Source organism: Clostridium sp. AF02-29, assembly GCF_934835585.1.
In the GTDB taxonomy this organism is placed as follows: Bacteria; Bacillota; Clostridia; order Lachnospirales; family Lachnospiraceae; genus Otoolea; species Otoolea fessa.
This window is the reverse complement of sequence record NZ_CAKVZK010000045.1, coordinates 1-20549: the sequence shown is the minus strand read 5'-3', so window position 1 is coordinate 20549 and position 20549 is coordinate 1. Positions and strand designations below refer to the sequence as shown.

At 48.2% G+C, this 20549-nt stretch carries 15 protein-coding genes; all 15 read left to right on the top strand.

Annotated elements, in window-relative coordinates:
- Positions 1 to 147 precede the first annotated feature (147 nt).
- Positions 148 to 414, top strand: coding sequence for a 30S ribosomal protein S15 (rpsO, locus tag PUQ60_RS10445; protein WP_022358577.1), 267 nt, complete (start codon positions 148 to 150; stop codon positions 412 to 414).
- A 216-nt stretch (positions 415 to 630) separates the two neighbouring features.
- The gene (locus tag PUQ60_RS10440) at positions 631 to 2730 is read left to right on the top strand and encodes a polyribonucleotide nucleotidyltransferase (protein WP_118471940.1); all 2100 of its coding nucleotides are present in this window, start codon (positions 631 to 633) and stop codon (positions 2728 to 2730) included.
- A 165-nt stretch (positions 2731 to 2895) separates the two neighbouring features.
- The gene (locus PUQ60_RS10435) at positions 2896 to 3567 is read left to right on the top strand and encodes an ABC transporter ATP-binding protein (RefSeq protein WP_118467200.1); all 672 of its coding nucleotides are present in this window, start codon (positions 2896 to 2898) and stop codon (positions 3565 to 3567) included.
- 65 nt (positions 3568 to 3632) lie between these two features.
- Complete coding sequence (locus PUQ60_RS10430) at positions 3633 to 5447, top strand: zinc ribbon domain-containing protein (protein WP_273381182.1); 1815 nt, start codon at positions 3633 to 3635, stop codon at positions 5445 to 5447.
- 10 nt (positions 5448 to 5457) lie between these two features.
- The gene (locus PUQ60_RS10425; protein ID WP_273381184.1) at positions 5458 to 6651 is read left to right on the top strand and encodes an ABC transporter permease; all 1194 of its coding nucleotides are present in this window, start codon (positions 5458 to 5460) and stop codon (positions 6649 to 6651) included.
- Between the two features lie 3 nt (positions 6652 to 6654).
- Positions 6655 to 7764: a hypothetical protein gene (locus PUQ60_RS10420; RefSeq protein ID WP_273381186.1), complete on the top strand. Its 1110-nt coding sequence runs from the start codon at positions 6655 to 6657 to the stop codon at positions 7762 to 7764.
- Positions 7765 to 8135: 371 nt separating this feature from the next.
- A complete protein-coding gene (mgtE, locus tag PUQ60_RS10415; RefSeq protein WP_273381188.1) occupies positions 8136 to 9491 on the top strand; it encodes a magnesium transporter in 1356 nt (451 codons plus the stop codon).
- Positions 9492 to 9653: 162 nt separating this feature from the next.
- The gene (gene gltX, locus PUQ60_RS10410; protein WP_270231803.1) at positions 9654 to 11111 is read left to right on the top strand and encodes a glutamate--tRNA ligase; all 1458 of its coding nucleotides are present in this window, start codon (positions 9654 to 9656) and stop codon (positions 11109 to 11111) included.
- 458 nt (positions 11112 to 11569) lie between these two features.
- A complete protein-coding gene (locus tag PUQ60_RS10405) occupies positions 11570 to 13411 on the top strand; it encodes an ATP-dependent helicase (RefSeq protein ID WP_273381199.1) in 1842 nt (613 codons plus the stop codon).
- Positions 13412 to 13576: 165 nt separating this feature from the next.
- Positions 13577 to 14131 carry a hypothetical protein gene (locus PUQ60_RS10400; protein ID WP_273381197.1) on the top strand — a complete coding sequence of 185 codons (555 nt, stop codon included), beginning with the start codon at positions 13577 to 13579 and terminating at the stop codon, positions 14129 to 14131.
- A 69-nt stretch (positions 14132 to 14200) separates the two neighbouring features.
- Positions 14201 to 17257: a YDG domain-containing protein gene (locus tag PUQ60_RS10395; protein ID WP_273381195.1), complete on the top strand. Its 3057-nt coding sequence runs from the start codon at positions 14201 to 14203 to the stop codon at positions 17255 to 17257.
- Between the two features lie 173 nt (positions 17258 to 17430).
- Complete coding sequence (locus PUQ60_RS10390) at positions 17431 to 17979, top strand: Uma2 family endonuclease (RefSeq protein WP_270234400.1); 549 nt, start codon at positions 17431 to 17433, stop codon at positions 17977 to 17979.
- A 230-nt stretch (positions 17980 to 18209) separates the two neighbouring features.
- Complete coding sequence (locus PUQ60_RS10385; RefSeq protein WP_118522743.1) at positions 18210 to 18437, top strand: helix-turn-helix transcriptional regulator; 228 nt, start codon at positions 18210 to 18212, stop codon at positions 18435 to 18437.
- Entirely contained in the window at positions 18430 to 19992 is a 1563-nt protein-coding gene (locus tag PUQ60_RS10380) for a type I restriction-modification system subunit M (RefSeq protein ID WP_273401057.1), read from the top strand. Before PUQ60_RS10385 ends, PUQ60_RS10380 begins: the two co-directional genes overlap by 8 nt.
- 3 nt (positions 19993 to 19995) lie before the next feature.
- On the top strand, positions 19996 to 20549 hold a 554-nt coding region (locus tag PUQ60_RS10375; protein WP_273482961.1), incomplete at its 3' end, for a hypothetical protein.

Sequence of the window (20549 nt, the reverse complement as noted above, 5' to 3'; positions counted from 1 at the left end):
AATCGAGAAAAAACCTGCATAAAATGATTTACACCGAAAACATATTGTGTTATACTTACTAGGTATGAGTCCGCCGGTGCTCAGTTTTTTGACGACTCCGACATAAACTTAGCATACGGTAAGAATAATTTTAAGGAGGAAATCACAATGATTTCAAAGGAAAAGAAAGCAGCTATTATCGAACAGTACGGAAGAAAAGCAGGCGATACAGGTTCACCGGAGGTTCAGATCGCAATTCTGACCGCTAGAATCGCTGAGCTTACAGAGCATTTAAAATCCAATCAGAAGGATCATCATTCCCGCCGCGGACTTCTGAAGATGGTAGGACAGAGACGTGGTCTTCTGGATTACTTAAAGAAATCCGATCTGGAAGGATACCGTGCACTGATCGAGAAGTTAGGCATCAGAAAGTAATTAAGATTAAAACGTATAGGGTGGAGCAATCCACCCTAGTTGTTTATGTAGAAGAAAAGTCCGAGACCGCTGCTGTACCCGTAAAGCAGAAAAACATATTTGCGGGCAGAGCAGTAGTTTCGGTGTTACTTTTCACAGAAAGGCACTTTTGGAACCGAAAGCGGCGTATGAGAATGTGAAGGTTCTTCTGCAAAACAAGATGAAAGGAGATATGAGATGTACAAGAGTTTTTCGATGGAACTGGCTGGCAGAACTTTAACAGTGGATGTTGGCCGTGTAGCAGCTCAGGCAAATGGTGCTGCATTTATGCATTATGGAGATACAACCGTATTATCAACCGCGACAGCTTCTGACAAGCCGCGTGACGGTATTGATTTCTTCCCGTTAAGCGTTGAGTTTGAGGAGAAGATGTATTCGGTCGGAAAGATTCCGGGCGGATTTAACAAGAGAGAGGGAAAGGCATCTGAGAACGCAGTTCTGACTGCACGTGTTATCGACCGTCCGATGCGTCCGCTGTTCCCGAAGGATTACCGCAACGATGTTACCTTAAATAACCTCGTATTATCCGTTGACCAGGACTGCAGCCCGGAGTATACCGCGATGTTAGGTTCTGCAATCGCAACCTGCATTTCCGATATCCCGTTTGATGGTCCGTGTGCGACCACCCAGATCGGCATGATCGACGGCGAGTTTATCGTAAACCCGACCAACGCACAGAAGAAAGTATCTGATATGGCTCTGACCGTTGCTTCCACCCGCGAGAAGGTTATCATGATCGAGGCTGGTGCAAAGGAAGTTCCGGAGAACATCATGATCGACGCGATCTTCAAGGCACACGAAGTAAACCAGGAGATCATCAAATTCATCGACACCATCGTAGCAGAGTGCGGCAAGCCGAAACATTCCTACGAGAGCTGTGCAGTTCCGGAAGAGCTGTTTGCAGCGATTCGTGAGCTGGTTCCGCAGGAAGAGATGGAAGAGGCTGTATTTACAGACGAGAAACAGAAGAGAGAAGAGAATATCCGCGCAATCACCGAGCGCCTGGAAGAGGCATTCGCTGATAACGAGGAGTGGCTGGCTGTTCTGGGTGAGGCTGTATATCAGTACCAGAAGAAGACTGTCCGCAAGATGATCCTCAAAGATCACAAGCGTCCGGATGGCCGCGGTATCACCGAGATCCGTCCGCTGGCAGCAGAGATCGACATTCTGCCGCGTGTACACGGTTCCGGTATGTTCACCCGTGGACAGACACAGATTTTAAATATCTGTACACTGGCTCCGCTGTCCGAGGCACAGAAGATCGACGGACTGGATGAGAACGAGACATCCAAGAGATATATGCACCATTATAACTTCCCGTCCTACTCCGTAGGCGAAACCAAACCGTCCAGAGGACCGGGACGCCGTGAGATCGGTCATGGTGCGTTGGCGGAGCGTGCGCTTGTGCCGGTACTTCCGACTGCGGAAGAGTTCCCGTATGCAATCCGTACCGTATCTGAGACGATGGAATCCAATGGTTCTACCTCCCAGGCAAGTATCTGTGCATCCACTCTGTCCCTGATGGCAGCAGGTGTACCGATCAAAGCTCCGGTAGCTGGTATTTCCTGCGGTCTGGTAACAGGCGACACCGATGATGATTACATCGTTCTGACCGATATCCAGGGTCTGGAAGACTTCTTCGGCGATATGGACTTCAAGGTAGGCGGCACTCACAAGGGTATTACTTCCATCCAGATGGATATCAAGATCCACGGTCTGACCCGCCCGATCATCGAGGAGGCAATCGCTAAGACGAGAGAGGCAAGACTCTACATTCTGGATGAAGTTATGGCGCCGGTTATCTCCGAGCCGAGAAAGACCGTCAGCCAGTATGCTCCGAAGATCGTTCAGATCTCCATCGATCCGCAGAAGATCGGCGATGTAGTCGGCAAACAGGGCAAGGTAATCAACAAGATCATCGAGCAGACCGGCGTTAAGATCGATATCGAGGACGATGGCAGCGTAGCTGTATGCGGCACCGATCAGGCAATGATCGACAAGGCAGTTTCCATCATCAAGGGCATCGTGACCGACATCGAGCCGGGTCAGATTCTGACAGGTACCGTTGTCCGTATCATGAATTTTGGTGCATTCGTAGAGCTGGCTCCGAACAAAGATGGTATGGTTCATATTTCCAAGCTTTCGGACAAGCGCGTAGCGAAGGTAGAGGATGTTGTCAACATCGGCGATGAAGTTACTGTAAAGGTAATCGAGGTCGATAAGATGGGTCGTATCAACCTGAGCATGAAACCAGGCGATCTGGCTGAAAATAAATAATAAATAGATTGCAAATGCACACGATGTGCTGCAATCATCCATCATAAAATCAATGTGCCTGCATCACTGCGGCGCAGACCAGATAAAGTAAGGAATGCTGCAAGGCAGAGAAGCGGTTCGCTTCTGCTTTGCGGTGTTCCTTTTTACTTTACAAAGAGGAAAAATATGTTAGAGGTAACAGGGATAGAAAAACGGTACCGCGGAAGGACGATCCTAAAAAATGTCTCTTTTCGGGCAAATCCAGGGGAATGCATCGGGATTGTCGGCGGAAATGGATGCGGCAAGACGACGCTGCTCTCGATCCTCGCGGGGATCCGCAAGCCGGATCGGGGGAGTATTCGGATTGACGGGCAGGAGGCGCTTGGAAGACATCGTCTATTAGAAGAAAAAATTGCCTATGTGCCTCAGGAAAATCCATTGATCCCGGAGCTGACGGCATTTGATAATTACCGTCTCTGGTTCCGGGGGAAACGGCGGGAGATGGAGCGGGATCTGGAATGCGGCGTCGGTCATGTGCTGGGCGTGGACCGATTCTTGAAAACGCAGGCGGGACGGCTTTCAGGCGGAGAGAAAAAGAGGCTGAGCATCGCGGCGGCACTCTCCGGACGCGCGGATATCCTGATTCTCGATGAACCGGGGGCAGCGCTTGACCTGGAGGCAAAGGAGCAGATCCTGACTTATATCAGGAGCTATGTGAAAGCAGGGGGAACAGTTCTTTTAACGTCCCATGAGATGGGAGAGATAGGGGCGTGTACAACCCTTTATGTATTAAAGGACGGTGTGCTGGTTCCGACGGAGGCAGGGCTTTCGGCGCGGGAGCTGATACAGAGGTTTTAAGGTTACTGGGCACGTATGCGTGAACAGTAACGTTTTAGGAGTGAGAAAACAGGAGGAGGTACAAGATGGAAGAGGGAAATAATGCAAACAATACAAACAATGCAAACATGTCAAGCAATTCAACCCCGCTAAACCCGGCAGAGGCAGCGGCGCAGGCGCTTACGGCCGCATCTGACACAGCGGATGGAACCAGTGCAGGCGGATCCGCTGGTGCTGGCGGCGGAATCGGTGGAAATGCTGCAGGCGGCAGTGACGGTGGCAGAACGGGCGGAAATGGTTCTGGCAGGAAGAAATGGCTCATTTCAGCCGGAGCAGCCGCAGCGGTGGTCGTGGTCGGCGGCGGTGTGATGCTCAGCCATCAGGCAGACCCGAAGGACACAGTGATCGATGCGTTCAAGAGCATCACGGCGGAAGGGCAGTTAAATCCGTCTGAGGAGATCTTTGGGACGAAAGAGCTGGAAAAACTTTTACAGAAGGGATCCGCGCAGACGGGGATGGAGTTAAGCATGACAGGTATTTCCGATGAATCCCTGAACCAGATGAGCGGTGCGGGCATCGGCTTGGATGTGAAGCGCGATGTGGACAGCGGACGGCAGCTGCTAAATCTTTCCTTGCAGTATGGCGGCGGAGAATTGGCGGACGCACAGCTTTACATGGATGATACACAGATCATGGCGGCGATTCCGGCACTTTCCAGCCGTATATTTACCCTTGATTATGTCAATGATCTGGAAGGACAGCTCATTAATTCTCCGTATGCGGCGCAGAAGCTCGAAGAGCAGGGGATTGATATTGAGGGGCTGGCAAATTATCTGGGACAGTACAAGGAAGCGCTTTCGGACGAGGAGCCGATGATGGATCTGAAAGCACTCTGGAACCGCTACAAAGAGGGAAGCAAGGCGATTGATGACCTCAAAACGGCTATGACTGTCACTAAGAATGACAAAAAAGAGTTTACGATCGACGGACAGAGCGAGAACTGCCGCGGTTACCATGTGACTCTGCCGAAGGATGCGCTGATTCGCTTTGCAAAGACGACGAGAGAATTTTTCCTGAATGATGAGACACTCAAACAGGATGTGGTGCGCTATCTGGAACTGGCAGGCGACGCAAGCAGCATCTATGCAGCGGACGGGGACGGAGAGAGCGTGGATCCGGAGGAACAGCAGAAGGAACTCTGGGCGCAGGCGGAAGCGGTGCTGGACAATCTGGTAGAGGAAATGGAAAATACCATCGGGGATGTGACGATGGATGTCTATGTGAGAAAAGATGGCAAAATGGCTGGATTTTCCTATGAGACGGATGCAACGGTTGAGGAAGAAAATGTCCGTTTTTACGGCGATGTTTCCTTTGGCGGCGGTTACAACATGCTGTCGAATGTGAATGGGGCGTTAAATATTGAGGATTCGGACGGTCAGATTATCACGGTTTCCCTGGATAAAACAGGCGCTTACGAGGCTGGAAAGAGCTGGAGTGGTCAGGTAATTGCGACCCTGCAAGGCGACGAAGAGAAATACCAGTTTATCCTGGATGGCGACTATCAGATCGCGGACGGCAGCTATGAGGTAAAGATGGATCTGCAGAGTAACGGTGCGTCTCAGGCGTCGATCACGGCGAATGGCGCGGTCAGCGAGCTTTCGAAGGGCGAGAGCGTCCATATCGATATGGATTCCCTGCGTCTGGAAACTACATTGTTAAATGGAAGCAGTTCTTATGTTGAATTTGCCGGTTCCTATTATGTCAACCCGCTGGAGGATGAGATCGTGCAGCCGGACGGCGTTCCATTTGATGTGCTGGCTTCCTCCGAGGAGGATTATAACCAGGTCACAACGGAGATAACAGGCAACCTGTTCGCGATCCTCCTGAAAGTCATGTCATAGGCGGCGGAAAATGCGAACATATATGATATATCTGCTGCTGACCGGAAAGCGCCTGCTCCGCCAGCTGCCGTATTTTCTGGCAGGGCTGGCGGTGATGGTGCTGCTCGTCGGCATGGCGGCATTTTCGGCGTCTAAGGTTTTATATGGGGAAACATCTTTAAAGAAAATCGAGGTGGGCGTGGTGCTTCCGGAGGACGATGCGCTTTCGGAAAAGATAACCAAAATGATTGCCTCGCTGGACAGCGTGGAAAGTCTCTGCGACTTTTCGTATCTGGAACACGATGAAGCGTTCCAAAAGATGAAAAGCGGGGAGCTTCAAGCGGTTTTCGAGGTGCCGTCCGGCATGGCGCGCGGCATTTTGGACGGTACGAACCAGCCAGCCACGATCTGGTTTCCGGATGAGAGCGGGCTGGAAGGCGCCGTTTTCCGGGAACTGGCAGAGTCGGGCAGTTCGATGCTTGGCACTTCGCAGGCGGCGATCTACGCGGCAGATGAATATTTGAATCTCCAGGGAGTGCCGGAACAGATTTCGGTGTCTGAACAGGATTTGAACCGTATCTTTTTAAAATATGCGATGAACCGCGAGGCACTTTTCCGGAAGAAAACGGTCAGCGCTGCAGGGAATGTATCGACGGCGGTCTTTTATGGAATTTCGGGGATTGTATTTCTGATGATTCTTACCGGAATCCCGGCAGCGCCGTTTCTGGCTCCCCAGACGGAGGCGCTGGAACAGGGGCTTCGGCGCATCGGGATCCGGCGGTGGTATCCGCTTTTCTGCAAATGCTTGTGCATGACGCTTCTTCTGATGGCAGTCACGGCGGGCGGCTATGGCTGGGCGGTGCAGAAGGGATATGCGCTGGCGGGGCGGGAAGAACTGGCGGCGTGGGGGCTGACCTGCGCGGCAGTTTCGGCGTGGATTCTGCTGTTTTATGAGGTGTGCAGAAGTTCGGCAGCGGCGATTTTGACGTTGTTTGCGGTCAATGTGGTATTTCTCTTTCTGGCGGGCGGCATCATCCCGTCCGTCTTTCTGCCGGAGCTGGTTCAGAAAGTCGGAAATATGACAGTGACGGCGCTCTGGATGGATGGAATCCGCTTTATTGCTTCGGGCGGGGAGACAGGGGCGGTTCCGGTGCTGTGGAAACTGGCTGCGGCGGCATTGGCATGCTTTGCACTGGCGCTTGCCGCCGGAAAAAGGAGGGATTGACGGATGCGGAAGCTGGCGTGGTGGTTCTGTATGTTTGGAATGACGCTGCGGCGGGCTCTTTACCGCCCGGTGTTCCTCCTGTTTCTTCTGATCTTTCCATTGGGAATGGGCATGCTCCATCAGGTGGAAAAACGGGATTCCGGGCGGATCGCGGTGGCGCTCTGCCCGGGAACGGATGCGTGGAATCAGGCGCTTGCAGAAAGACTGGAATCGGAAGAGAGCCGTTCATTTTTCTTTTATCCGTGCGGGGCGGAGGAAGAGGCAAAGAAGGCGGTTATGACCGGACGGGCGGAGTGCGCCTACCTGTTTCCAGAGAGATTAAAAGAACGGCTGGACGAGGGGCATTATACCCGTGCGGTCCGCGTGCTGGTGTCGCCGTCCACAGTGGCAGAGAAAATTATATCAGAAAAGATATTTTCTGAACTGTTCGAGGTGTACGGGCGGGAACTGCTGGCGGACTATGGGGAAAATGGAGCGGCATTCCAGACGGTGATGGCGCGCTGCCAGACGACGGAGGCGCGGGAAAAGGCGTGCGGCGTGCTGATGGAACTCTATGAAAAATACCGCAGCAACGGAAGCACCTTTACCTTTGATTATCAGACCTTACAGGGAGGAACGGCACTGCAGACAGGGGCGATGAAGGTGGTCTTTCCGGTGCGCGGGCTGACTGCGGTATTCCTTTTTATCATGGGGCTGGCGGCAGCTGTCATGGCGGGCGAGGATGTAGAGCGCGGGCTTTATGCGGCGGTCCGGAGCCGGGAGCGGTGGTTGCTGCAGACGGCGGAGATCGCGGCGTTTGTATTTTTAGCATCCATTTCGGCGTATGTGGCGCTTCTGGCGTCGGGAAATGGGGCAGAGCCGCTTTTAGAGGCGGGAAAGCTGCTTTTTTATCTCTTCTTCGTGACCATGTATGCCTTTGGATGCCTGGCAGTCTGCCGGAAGCCGGGATTTCTGGCGGCGCTGATTCCGGTTTTTATCCTTGCGAGCCTCCTGCTCTGTCCGATCTTTTTTGACGCTTCGGTCTTTTTGCCGGGAGCCGCGGGTGTGCGAAAGCTGCTGCCGCCGTGGTGGTATCTGAGCGGCATTTTTGGTTTCCAAAGTGTCTACCCGTGAACAATTACTTTTTAACAACGTTTTTTTGGATAACTTCGATAAAAAGATTGCTATTTTTTCATTCAATTATTATAATAAAAAGAGACATCCGGTATCGAGCATCAATCTGCCGGATGTTTTCATGCGAGAAAATCAGGAGAGGAGTGAACACAATGGAAAGCCGGAGTCATAAGGCGGAATCAGACGGCAGCTACCCAGAACCAAAGGCAGCGTACACATGCATTTGCAGGAATGACAGCTGCAAACAGCGGATTCCTTGTGTACACTGCCGCATCTGTGGATAAGTTTCCGGCATTCTGCCTGTGTGCAGGAGCAGGAAAGGAGCAGCCTGTCCGATTTCCAAAATGACAATATTTTGGAAGGAGACGGGAATGTTAGAAGAAGAGAAGAAAGAAGAGCTGCTGGCTCTGCTGACCGGGAAGAAGTACCGGGAGCTGAAAAGCCAGCTGGTCGAGATGAATGAGGTGGATATTGCCTCATTTATCGAAGAATTGGATTCAGAGAAGACGGTCGTTGTATTCCGTATGCTGCCGAAAGAGCTGGCATCAGAGGTATTTGCCTGTCTGGAAGTCGAACAGCAGCAGCACATCATTACCAGTATTACGGATAATGAGCTGCGTGCTATCATTGACGACCTGTATGTCGATGATGCGGTCGATATGCTGGAGGAGCTGCCGGCGACGATCGTGCGGCGCGTACTTCAGAACTCCAGCCCGGATACGAGAAAACTGATCAACCAGTTCCTCAATTACCCGGAAAACAGCGCCGGAAGCGTCATGACGGCGGAGTACGTGGGACTCAAGAAAAATATGACGGTGGAGCAGGCATTTGGTTATATCCGGAAATATGGTGTGGACAAGGAGACGATTTACACCTGCTACGTCATGGATGAAAAACGCCGCTTAGAGGGCGTTGTGACGGTCAAGGATCTTCTGATGAATGATTATGCGGCGCTCATGGGCGATATCATGGATCCGCATGTGATCAAGGCGTATACGACGGAAGACCAGGAAAAGGTCGTGGAGACGTTCAATGAGTACAACCTCTTGAGTTTACCGGTTGTGGACGGCGAAGACCGTCTGGTCGGCATCATCACGGTCGATGATGTCATGGATGTCATGGAGCAGGAGGCGACGGAGGACTTCGAGAAGATGGCGGCGATGCTGCCGAGTGAGAAGCCGTACCTGAAGACGGGTGTGTTCCAGCTCGCGAGAAACCGTATTCCGTGGCTGATGATCCTGATGTTGAGCAGTATGGTGACCGGCGGTATTTTGTTAAAATATGAGAATGCCTTTTCGGTAATTCCGCTTTTGGTTACGTTTATTCCGATGCTGATGGATACGGGCGGAAACTCCGGCAGCCAGGCGAGCACGATGATCATCCGTGGTATGGCGGTCGGCGAGGTAGAACCGGCGGATATTCTGAAAGTTATGTGGAAAGAAATCCGCGTGGGAATGCTCTGTGGACTTTCTCTGGCGCTTGTCAATTTCGTTCGCCTGATGATCCAGTATCCGGGGCAGGTACTCATCTGCCTGACGGTAGTTATCAGCCTGTTCTGCACGGTTATCATCGCGAAGACGATCGGATGTGTGCTTCCGATTGCGGCGAAGACGATCCATCTCGACCCGGCGATCATGGCGTCGCCGATGATCACGACGATCGTGGATGCGTGCAGCCTGATGATTTATTTCCAGCTGGCGTGCCATCTGCTGAATATGAAGGCGTGATATAAATTACCTGCCTGCTGGCCCATGTTTTCGTACGGTCAGCGCAGTAAATGCGCAGACCTATGGAACAGTTACTTTATTTTATAATTCCAATATTTTAATTATTTCTAGGAAAGGAAAAACTGTTTGGAACATAAGCTTCCAGACAGCCGTGTGAAAAGTATGACAAAGATCAGAACCAGATACGCACCGAGCCCGACAGGCAAAATGCATGTAGGAAACTTAAGAACTGCATTATACGCATACCTGATTGCAAAACATGAGGGCGGCGATTTTATCCTGCGAATCGAGGATACCGATCAGGAGCGTTTCGTTGAAGGCGCGACCGAGATCATTTACAATACGATGCGCGATACCGGACTGAAACATGACGAAGGTCCGGACATCGGCGGTCCGGTTGGCCCGTATGTACAGAGCGACCGTCAGAAACAGGGCATCTACATGGAATATGCGAAGAAGCTGATCGATAAAGGCGAAGCTTATTACTGTTTCTGCGATCAGGAACGCTTAAACAGCTTAAAGAGAGAAGTAAACGGCGAAGAGATCATGACCTATGATAAGCACTGCCTGCACCTTTCCAAGGAAGAGGTAGAGGCAAACTTAAAGGCAGGAAAGCCGTTTGTCATCCGTCAGAACAACCCGACCGAGGGAAAGACTACCTTCCACGATGAGATTTACGGGGATATTTCCGTAGATAACTCCGAGCTGGACGATATGGTTTTAATCAAATCGGATGGATTCCCGACCTACAACTTCGCAAATGTGGTGGACGATCATTTACAGCAGATCACCCATGTAGTCCGCGGTAACGAGTACCTGTCTTCTTCACCGAAGTACAACCGTCTGTACGACGCATTCGGATGGGAGGTTCCGGTTTATGTGCACTGCCCGACCATCACGAACGAGGAGCACAAGAAGCTGAGCAAGCGAAGCGGTCATTCTTCCTATCAGGATCTGATCGATCAGGGCTTCATTTCCGAGGCAGTTGTCAACTTCGTTGCCCTGCTTGGCTGGTCACCGGAAAATAATCAGGAGATTTTCTCCTTAGACGAGCTGGTAAAAGAGTTCAACTACAAGAATATCAGCAAATCTCCGGCTGTTTTCGATATGGTAAAACTGAAATGGATGAACGGCGAGTACATCAAGGCGATGGATTTTGATAAGTTCTATGAGATGGCAGAGCCGTACATCAAGAAAGTAATCACCAAGGATCTGGATCTGAAGAAGATCGCGGCGATGGTTAAGACGAGAATCGAGATTTTCCCGGATATCGAGGGACACATCGATTTCTTTGAGACACTGCCGGAGTATGATCCGCAGATGTATGTTCACAAGAAGATGAAGACCAATCTGGAGACATCCTTAAAGGTATTAAAAGATGTTCTGCCGATTCTGGAAGCACAGGAAGATTACTCCAACGACGCCCTGTACGCGGCGCTGTCCGAGTATGTATCCAAAGAGGGCGTTAAGACCGGCTTCGTCATGTGGCCGATCCGTACCGCTGTATCCGGCAAGCAGATGACGCCGGCAGGCGCGACCGAGATCATGGAAGTGCTTGGCAAGGAAGAGTCGATCCGCCGTATCAAGAAGGGGATTGAACTTCTGGAGGCACAGCAGTAGGCTGTCGTAACCGTCGATGTTCGACTTGAAGCAAGTTTTTATCTCAGTCGAGAAGACTCCCACATCTTCAGGTGGTGAGTAATAGCAAATTTGTCTCAGTGGGAGTCCATTCTCCGACTGAGATAAATGCTCCGCGAGGATGCGCAGTGATTCTGATAGGAATATGTCAGCTTTGCTGACCAGAATCACGCGCCAAGTCTCACGGACGTTCGACTTGAATCTCAGATTAAATCAGTAGGTAGTAAATAAACAACTGCTTTTTCATGTATCGTAGATGCATGAAAAGCAGTGAAAAGGTGCGCTTTGTGAGAAATACATTCCAAGGCGCACTTTTCTTACATTTGTACTTGACAGATTTGCTTCAGATGCGCGGCAGAAGGATGTCTTGCACGTCAAAATGCGAATTTCGAAGCAAATATGCCGAGATATTCTTGAATTGTGGAGTAAGGAAACAGGAAATGGCATTCAGTAAAGCACAGACACAGGCAATCATGCATAAAGATGGTCCCATGATGGTTCTGGCGGGACCGGGATCAGGGAAAACAACGGTGATCACCCATCGGGTCCAGTATCTGACGAAGGAGTACGGAATCGATCCGGGGGATATTCTTGTGATTACCTTTACCCGGGCAGCAGCCGAGGAGATGCGGGAGCGGTATGAAGCATTGACCGGCGGCGGCTCCAGAGTCACCTTCGGTACTTTTCATTCGATCTTTTTTAGGATCTTAAAGCTGGCATACCGATATACCGCTGACAATATTGTCCGGGAAGAGCAGCAGATGCAGTTTGTCCGGGAGCTGGCTCAGGCCGGAGGTCTGGAGCCGGAGGATGAAAATGAGTTTGCAGCCTCCATTTTAAGTGAGATAAGCTCTGTCAAGGGAGAGAGGATTGCACTGGAACATTACTATTCCAAAAACTGTCCGGATGCAGTTTTCCGTCAGCTCTATGCAGGCTATGAAGAGAAAATGCGCCGGGCCGGACTCATCGATTTCGATGACATGATGGTGCTGTGTCTGGAACTTTTTACGGAAAGAAAAGATATCCTGTCTGCCTGGCAGAGGAGGTATCGGTACATCCTGATTGATGAGTTTCAGGACATCAACCGGCTTCAATATGAGATCGTGCGGATGTTAGCCAAGCCGGAAGATAATCTTTTTATCGTGGGCGATGATGATCAGTCGATTTACCGGTTTCGTGGGGCCAAACCGGAGATTATGCTGGGATTTGAGCGGGATTATCCGGGTGCCGGACGGATTCTTCTGGATGTGAATTACCGCAGTACCGAGGAGATCGTGGCACCGGCATTGCGGCTGATCAGAGAAAACCAGAAACGTTTTTCAAAGGCCATCCATACAACGGGACGGCATGGGAAGAATGTGATTACGAAGCTCTGGCAGGATCCTGGGGAGGAAAATCTGGCCATCGCCAGGGAGATACAGCTGTATCTGCAGTCGGGAGTGCGGCCGGGGGATATCGCAGTTTTATACCGGACCAATGCTGGTCCTCGTTTTCTGATGGAAAAGCTGATGGAATACAACCTTCCCTTCCGGACAAGGGATACGGTGCCGAACCTCTATGAACACTGGATTTCGCGAAATATCCTGACCTATATCCGGATCGCCATGGGAAGCCGGGCGCGGGAAGATATTTTGCAGGTCATCAACCGTCCGAAGCGTTATATCAGCCGGGATGCGATGCCGGATGAGACGGTTTCGTTCGAGAAGATGAAGGCATTCTATGCGGAGAAAGACTGGATTGCCGAGCGGATCGAGAGTCTGGAAGGCGATCTGCGGGCCATCGCCCGGATGTCACCTCTGGCAGCCGTCAATTATATCCGCCAGGGCATAGGATACGACGAATATCTGATCGAGTATGCGGCATTCCGTCGGATGCGGCCGGAGGAACTTTTAGAGACTGCCGATGAGTTAAAAGAAAGTGCGGCGGGTTTCAAGACCTTTGACGAGTGGTTTGCACACATCGAGGCGTACAAGGAGGAACTGCTCCGGCAGGCGGCGCAGCGGCGGACGGAGACGGACGCGATCACGCTCGCGACGATGCACAGTGCCAAGGGGCTGGAATTTCCCATTGTCTATATTCTCGATGCCAATGAGGGAATCACACCGCACAGCCGCGCGATGCTGGACGAGGATATGGAGGAAGAACGACGTCTGTTCTATGTGGCAATGACGCGTGCAAAGACCCGGCTGCATGTATATGCGGTGCGGGAGAGGTACCATAAAAAGGCGGAAGTATCGCGGTTTGTGTGGGAGTATCTGGGGCGGGATGGAGATAGCAGGTAACGAAATTCACAATGAAAATCGGGAAATCATATAAATGACGGTATTAAACATATATTGTGTACGGTTTGTTGACATTTTTTGAAAATTGTTTAATAATAACATCATGAGAATTAATCTTCATGGGCGTCAAAAGAGATGAAAGGTAAACAGAGAGGAGATGGGAGAATGAAAGGTATACGAAGGGCGGCAGCGGTGTGTCTGACAATGACATTGGCAGTATCGACATTATTTGGAAATACAGCATGGGCGGATATGCCGCAGAAGACGGAGAGAAAAAAATGTGTCCATGTGCATACCGAGGAGTGCTACGGCGAGCCGGATGAGGAAGCAACCTCGTCCCAGATAGGAGAAGAGCCGACGGAATGTACCCACATCTGCACTGTAGAAAGCGGATGCATACGGAATACAGCCGCGTCTTCCGGTATGAACGAGGACGATTCTGAAACCGGGCCGGATGATGAAGAAACCAACGATCAGAAAGATTCTGCTGACAAAGAGGAGAATGCACCTTCCGTCAGTACACCATCGGATATGGAAGATACGACAGTTCCAGGCGGAACAGTGATACCGGCTGTGAAGTCCCAGATCTTCTCCTGGTCCTGGTATGATCCGGAAGAGAATCTGCTGGATGGCAAATTAGAGCTTAGCGGAGTTACCGAGGAAGCCCAGCCATCCTTCGAAGAGGTCACGGAGTACTTACCACAGGCTATTATTGCCTAGGTCGGAGAAGAAAGCGAAGCTGGTAAAGAGGAAAAACTTCCGATCACTGGCTGGAGCTGTAACGAGTATGTGCAGGATGAAGAAGGCCGCTGGCCGCTGGAAGGCACCTATGAGTTTGCAGCAGAGCTGCCGGAGGTATATGAACTGGCGGAAGATGTAGAGGCGCTGGTGGTGGAAGTGTCTGTGACGGGAGACCAGGCGGCGTTGACGGCGTATGATCCTAATAATGTTGTGTTAAGTGTAAATTTTGAAGAAGGGAACTCTTTTAAAAATCTTGCCTATAATGAGAGTGGGTTTTCTAGTCTTCGCAACGACGTAATGAATTTATTGAATCAGCACGGTATAACGGTTACTAGTTCAGGAGAAAATAGATTTCAATTAATAATGACGAATGCTTCCGTACAGAACCTTGAGTTAAGCAGGGGAACATGGGAGATAGTATTAAATGGAAGAAATGTATTAGAGGGGAAAGGGACAGAGGTTGGAGGAGTTGGCCTCAAAATTAAGGAAAATGTAAGTGCGACAATTAAGGCAGAAACAGCATCGGCTTCGTTGACAGTTAAGAATTCTCCAACGAAAAGAACAAGTGATGATGCATCCAGCGCAATAGTGGTCGCAGGCAGCTTGACGATAGAGAGTGGAACGATAGAAGCAGCTGCCTATGCGGAACAAAATAGCGATCCAGTTTCAGGAGCTATTGTTGTGCAAAGCAATGGAACTTTAAATATTAGCGGAGGCTCTGTTACTGCTGCGGGAACACACAAGAATGGTGTGTATGTCCGTAGAAATTTCCAGATGACTGGTGGAAGTTTAACGGTAACCGGAAGTGGAAAACCCGGAATTGAGAATGAGGGTAATTTTAAACTTTCAGGTGGAACAATTTCAACAAAATCTAATAGTGATGGAATAGGATTTTTGCAGAGGGGTGGATCTGCAACGATCCAAGCCAAGGAACTGAATACCGATCGATTATACATTAATGGAAATAGTTCCTTCACTGTTGCAAGAGGCGGAAAGGTAACCTCTGGAAGTACGATAATTGATAGTGGTACACTTACCAATGAAGGGGAATTTGTTTCAAATGGTCCATTTAAAAAAGAAAAAGGAACATTTATCAATAAAGGCACAATCAGCGGAAACGGAAGCCTGCCCGATGATTTAAAGCAGAAACCGGATTCAATTACAGGTTATACAGCGGAAATTAGTGAAAATTATAAAGAAAATATGTCGATCAATGTTCCAAGCCTTGCGGGTATTCATAAACCGGTTAACGCCGGAAACCTGCAATATGAACTTGCTGAATATACAGGAAGTGATAAGGGAGAAGGAACGATTAACGAGGAAACAGGTCAGTTGACGGTGAAGAAGGCTGGTGTATTTAAAATCAAGGTGAATACACAGGCAAGTGGATTATATGAAGCCGGAAAAAATCCGGTTTATATAACATTGACGGTTAATAAAGCAGCTTTTCCTGATCACTGGAATTTGATCGTAACGGCTACCAGAGATATATATAATGGATCTAAAGGGTATCCGGCAGCTGCCATTAGCGCAAGTGGCATTCCTAAAGGTGCAGGATACGAATATCAGCTGAAGCGTACAAAGAATACGGATGATTTACAAGAAGCTCAGTGGGAGTCGGAGTGTCCGAAGATTGTGAATGTAGCAGAGTCGGAGCAGTTTGTATTTGTAAGGGTGACAGTAGATAATTACGAGTCGAAGGTATTTTGCTCTGATAACCGAACGAGTATTACCGAACGGAGTTTTACAGATACAAAAGTAACACTTGAACCAGAGACCGTCATTTATAATGGTCAATCCCAGAACCCGGAGATCAAGGTGGTTGAGAACTGGCAGGGAACTTCCGAGGATGAAGTGAATAAGGCGGATTATACAATCAAATATTGGACATATTGGACAGGAACTGATAATAGTATAGTTAGAGAGCGAAAAGATGCTGGAACATACACTGTCCATCTGTTGGGACAGGGAAATTATAAGAATGAATCGAATACAGCTATATTTACAATCGACAAGTGTAAATTAAATGCACGGATAACAGGAGACTTTTTCGATAAAGTCTATGATGGAACGACAGATATTACGGAGGAGCAGAATTTATCCGTTCAGCTTTACAGTGATTCCGGCACTCCTGATTCTCAGGATGTTCGTGCTGACCAGGTGAATTTGGCATATCAGAGTGCGGATGTTGGAGAGCATGATATTGAGGCGGCAAATATCACGTTAGCAGGTGACAATGCAAAGAATTATGAGCTGACAGAAAATAGCACATCTATCAAAGGCAGCATCATAGCACGTGATTTTGCATCCATGACTGTGTCGGCAGATCCGCTTACCTACAATGGTACCGAACAGAAGCCGCAGATCCATGCATCTGTGGAAACCGGTCTTTCAAATGTGAGTCTGGATGCAGTGGTATTTACTTATTCTAAGAATGGAGTGGATTACCAGAGTGAGATCCCGGGCTTTACAGATGCGGGAACTTATCAGGTATATGTGAAAGCTTCGATGGACAATTTTAATGATGCTGTAAAAACAGTCAATGTGACGGTTCAGCAAGCGCCTTCAAGCTCAGGCAGTCATTCAGGCGGCGGAAAAGACAGTGGCGGAAAAGGCAGCGGCGGAAAAGGCAGCAGTGGAAAAAGCAGCAGCGGAAGTTCCGGCACAGTAACCAAAGATAGCCAGAAAGGCTACCGCAGCGAGGAGCAGGGGGTTATCACCGGTGCATCGAATCAGGCAGTGAATGATGGTTACAGCCATTGGATAAAGGATGCCAGAGGCTGGTGGCTCCGCTACAGTGACGGCACCTGGCCTATGGGCAATACCGGTGCATTTCATTGGGAAAAAGTCAACGGCAGATGGTGGGCATTTGGCGCTGAGGGATATCTGAGTACCGGCTGGATCTATGACACCCTGTATCAGGGATGGTTCTATATGGACGAAAACCAGGGTATGCTTACAGGATGGCAGTTCATCAATGGAAAATGGTATTATCTGAATCCGAATCAAGACGGCAGTGCCGGCATTATGTATTCAAAACGCCGGACACCGGACGGCTGGTACGTGAAAGAAGACGGCAGCTGGGATGAAGAGGCGGGAAGATAATAGGTAAAAGAGTTATTTAAAGCGGTTGATCGGGAGGTCAGCCGCTTTTCTTTGATCATATTGAGGTCTTAAAAATTGAAAAACATATCAATGAATTGATTGATAAAAGAACGGAGATACGATAAACTATTTATTATAGAGGAAAGTATATTTCAGCCGAGAAAGGAGGAGCTATGCCATTACCTAAATACAAAACGTATACAGTACAAGATATATATGATCTTCCGGAAGGAACCCGTGCAGAATTGATAGATGGTACCATGTATATGATGGCACCTCCAAGCCGGGCTCATCAGGAAATTGTAGGTGAAATATTTGCAGTTATTCGGGACTATATTAAGCAGAAAGGCGGAGTATGCAGGCCTTATGTCGCTCCATTTGCAGTTTTTTTAAACGAGGATGATCATACTTACGTAGAGCCGGATGTAAGCGTGATCTGCGATCCATCTAAATTAAATGATAAAGGATGTGCGGGAGCACCGGATTGGATTATTGAAGTGGTATCACCGGGAAGCCAGCGGATTGACTACATGATAAAGCTTTTTAAATATCGCACGGCCGGTGTCCGTGAATATTGGATCGTGGATAAAACGAAAAACAGGATTATTGTATATAATTTTGAAAAGAATGATATGAACGAATATACATTTTCTGATCTTGTTCCGGCAGGGATTTATGATGATTTGAATATCGATTTTGCAAAAATTGACGAATTGCTGTGAGCGTTGAATGGTTAGTATATCGGGTTGGGAATTATAAAAAGAAGTATTTTGTGCGGACTATAAGGATTAGTTAAAGCGGTTGATTAAGGTGTTGATCAGCCGCTTTTTTTACGGAAAATATTATCATTGTATGGAATTTTAGCCAGGCGGTATTATTTCATAAGTTGAATTATTCACGTTTTCGTGATACACTTTCTATATATCTGTTGGCAGGCGAATGGAGGAATGACATGGCGGTCAGTTATAAAAAATTATTCCATTTATTGATAGAAAAAAATATGACAAATGCACAGTTGCAGAAGGAGGCTGGTTTCTCTGCAAATATTATCACACGGCTGAAACGTAATGGGTATATTTCCCTCGAGAGTATAGAGAGTATATGCCGTGTTATGAACTGTGGCGTTGACGATATTCTGGAATTTGTACCAGAGGATAACGGAGGAAAAGAGAATGGTTGATACCAAAAAGGAACAGGAACGTGATGAGTTACACCGTGCAATATGGGCGATTGCAGATGAACTGCGTGGAGCAGTCGATGGTTGGGACTTCAAAAATTATGTTCTTGGCACGATGTTCTATCGTTATATTTCCGAAAACCTGTGTAATTACATAAACAGCGGTGAGATCGATGCGGGTAACACTGATTTTGACTTTGCAAAAATGCCGGATGAGGATGCAGAAGAAGCAAGAGAAGGACTGGTAGAGGAAAAAGGATTTTTTATCCTTCCGAGTGAACTTTTCTGTAATGTCCGTGCTAATGCTGCGAATGATGAAAACTTAAATGAAACACTGGAGCGTGTGTTTCGCCACATTGAGGAATCAGCGAAAGGCAGTGAGGCAGAGAGCGACTTTGCCGGACTGTTCGATGACTATGATGTAAACAGCAATAAACTGGGTTCTACAGTTGCAAAGCGTAATGAAAAACTTGTAAAACTACTGAATGGCGTAGGAGAAATGAATCTGGGAGATGTGAAAGATCATTCTATTGACGCCTTTGGCGATGCGTATGAGTACCTTATGACTATGTATGCATCGAATGCCGGAAAATCTGGTGGAGAGTTCTTTACTCCGGCAGATGTGTCCGAACTGCTCACACGCCTTGGAACTGTAGACAAAACGGAAATTAATAAAGTATATGATCCGGCTTGTGGTTCGGGTTCATTGCTTTTAAAGGCTGAGAAAATTCTTGGCAAGGACGCTATACGTAACGGTTTTTACGGACAAGAAATTAATATCACAACCTACAACCTGTGCCGTATTAATATGTTCCTGCATGATGTGGGATTTGATAAATTTAACATTGCATGTGAAGATACATTGCTTAGTCCGCAACATTGGGATGATGAGCCGTTTGAGCTGATCGTGTCTAATCCACCATATTCTATCAAGTGGGCGGGAGACGAAAATCCATTGCTCATTAATGACCCTCGTTTTGCTCCGGCAGGAGTTTTGGCACCTAAGAGTAAAGCAGATATGGCATTTATCATGCACAGCCTGTCATGGCTTGCGTCTAACGGAACTGCCGCCATTGTATGTTTTCCGGGAATCATGTACCGTGGTGGTGCAGAGCAGAAAATCCGTAAATATCTGGTAGATAACAACTATGTGGATTGCGTTATTCAGTTGCCGAGTAATCTGTTCTTTGGTACTTCGATTGCAACCTGTATCATGGTAATGAAAAAGAACAAGGCAGACAACAAGACACTGTTTATTGATGCCACAGGCGAGTGTGTGAAGGTTACCAACAACAATAAGCTGACACCAGAGAATATCGACCGTATTGTGGATGTGTTTGCTAAGCGTGAAGAAGTGGAGCATTTTGCACATCTGGCAAGCTATGAAGAAGTATCTGGCAATGATTATAATTTGTCTGTGTCCACCTATGTTGAAGCCGAAGATACCAGAGAGAAAATTGATATCGTGAAGTTGAATGCAGAAATTAAGGAAATTGTTGCCCGTGAGCAGGTACTCCGTGATGAGATTGATAAGATTATCGCAGAAATCGAGGTGTGATTTATGGGAGAATTTTTTCCGAATCAATACTGGGGAATAGATATATGGAAACATCAGGAATTGCCGATAATAGAATCACATGATTTTAATTTTTTTAGATGCCTTGAATTTAACAAAAGTTATTATGGAAAAACAGTAAGTGAACTTCATAGCGGGAATCTGAGATTAAGTAGAAAAGATAATAGGTACTCAAATCTTTTTCCTGGTCAAAAGCTGTCATATTGGGCAGACAGTCCACAAACGGCAAGGGCAGAAATAAAAAAGTGGGGATCAGGTAATAATATTTTGACATTTTGGGCATATGATGATGGGAGCAGCTTTATTCCTACAATTTATCCAGCTGAAAATATTCGGATAATTGATGGTGTTCATTTTGGTTTTGATAAGATTTTGAAAAAAGTTGGCAACCATGAAGAACTGACCCGTAGAGAAAAAGAGTTTATTGATAAAATAGGACGTGAAAAGCCAGATTGTTTGGCATATTCTTCAGAAGCCAAAGCGGGAGGTATATGCTTTTTATTTTTTGAACAAGGATTTAAAAAACTTTCACTTCGTGA

What these genes read in the sequence shown, in the direction of transcription:
- PUQ60_RS10425 (WP_273381184.1), top strand. Translation starts at nt 5,458, where the DNA reads ATGCGAACATATATGATATATCTGCTGCTGACCGGAAAGCGCCTGCTC.
- PUQ60_RS10380 (WP_273401057.1), top strand. Translation starts at nt 18,430, where the DNA reads ATGGTTGATACCAAAAAGGAACAGGAACGTGATGAGTTACACCGTGCA.
- PUQ60_RS10435 (WP_118467200.1), top strand. Translation starts at nt 2,896, where the DNA reads ATGTTAGAGGTAACAGGGATAGAAAAACGGTACCGCGGAAGGACGATC.
- PUQ60_RS10420 (WP_273381186.1), top strand. Translation starts at nt 6,655, where the DNA reads ATGCGGAAGCTGGCGTGGTGGTTCTGTATGTTTGGAATGACGCTGCGG.
- PUQ60_RS10385 (WP_118522743.1), top strand. Translation starts at nt 18,210, where the DNA reads ATGGCGGTCAGTTATAAAAAATTATTCCATTTATTGATAGAAAAAAAT.
- gltX (WP_270231803.1), top strand. Translation starts at nt 9,654, where the DNA reads ATGACAAAGATCAGAACCAGATACGCACCGAGCCCGACAGGCAAAATG.
- PUQ60_RS10390 (WP_270234400.1), top strand. Translation starts at nt 17,431, where the DNA reads ATGCCATTACCTAAATACAAAACGTATACAGTACAAGATATATATGAT.
- rpsO (WP_022358577.1), top strand. Translation starts at nt 148, where the DNA reads ATGATTTCAAAGGAAAAGAAAGCAGCTATTATCGAACAGTACGGAAGA.
- PUQ60_RS10430 (WP_273381182.1), top strand. Translation starts at nt 3,633, where the DNA reads ATGGAAGAGGGAAATAATGCAAACAATACAAACAATGCAAACATGTCA.
- PUQ60_RS10405 (WP_273381199.1), top strand. Translation starts at nt 11,570, where the DNA reads ATGGCATTCAGTAAAGCACAGACACAGGCAATCATGCATAAAGATGGT.
- PUQ60_RS10400 (WP_273381197.1), top strand. Translation starts at nt 13,577, where the DNA reads ATGAAAGGTATACGAAGGGCGGCAGCGGTGTGTCTGACAATGACATTG.
- mgtE (WP_273381188.1), top strand. Translation starts at nt 8,136, where the DNA reads ATGTTAGAAGAAGAGAAGAAAGAAGAGCTGCTGGCTCTGCTGACCGGG.
- PUQ60_RS10440 (WP_118471940.1), top strand. Translation starts at nt 631, where the DNA reads ATGTACAAGAGTTTTTCGATGGAACTGGCTGGCAGAACTTTAACAGTG.